The 750-nt window shown below is 48.7% G+C and carries 1 protein-coding gene and 1 pseudogene; one reads left to right on the top strand and one right to left on the bottom strand.

Annotated elements, in window-relative coordinates; genetic code table 11:
- Positions 1-276 (bottom strand): hypothetical protein (locus RUA4292_RS25360; RefSeq protein ID WP_233493472.1); only part of this gene is annotated, 276 nt, incomplete at its 3' end.
- 290 nt (positions 277-566) lie between these two features.
- Between RUA4292_RS25360 and RUA4292_RS25355 the strand changes: the two are divergent.
- Positions 567-731 (top strand): annotated as a pseudogene (locus RUA4292_RS25355) (IS3 family transposase); the annotation flags it as partial.
- Positions 732-750: the final 19 nt, after the last annotated feature.

Here is a 750-nt window from a genome sequence, read left to right as displayed (position 1 = left end):
ATTGTTGTAGTGAAGCTCGTATTTGATCTTCAAATTGTCTAGCGCCATGAAGGCGCCATCAATGAAATAGTCTGTTTTTTCACCGCTATTTCCGTCAGTATGCTGAATTCTGAGATCTGTGTTCCGACCTTTTGAAAGTGGGTTAGAGGCGTTTTCGGCAGCTGCCCCACTTTGAGAAAGGGAGAAGGCCAGAATGCAGGCGGCACTGGTTTTCCGAAATATTGAACTCTTCATTTTTGGTCGCTTCTGAACCTCCTCCAGAAATAGGGTCGGCATAGCCAGAAGGATATGTACGCCGACGTTATGTCGATATCACAAATACGCTACAATGGGCAAAGCCGCTTTGTCCGCACGGCGGTCGTAGATGGCGTTTTTTCTAACGTCCGCTCTGCGGCCATCTACTCGCATAGCAGAGGAACTAACTGCGATTTTCGCTAGGATGCAAACCGCACCGTGCGTCTCTGCCAACAACTGAAAAAGTGTTACAGTGGGTTGTTACAGTGCAGGAATTGATCCTCCCCCACTTGTGTGGTCCGCCGTTATGGTTATGAAAACGGAGGAACCACATGGCGAACAAGCGACCGAAGCCGGAAGAGATTGTCTAGAAGTTACGGCAGGTTGAGATATTGATGGGGCAAGGCATGTCCCGTCTGGATGCAATCCGGCAGATTGGTGTTGTTGAACAGACCTATTATCGCTGGAAGAAAAAGTACTGCGGAATGGGCGCGGATTAATTGAAGGAACTCAAGC

Source organism: Ruegeria atlantica, assembly GCF_001458195.1.
GTDB lineage: Bacteria > Pseudomonadota > Alphaproteobacteria > Rhodobacterales > Rhodobacteraceae > Ruegeria > Ruegeria atlantica.
This window is presented reverse-complemented; position numbering and strand designations above follow the sequence as displayed.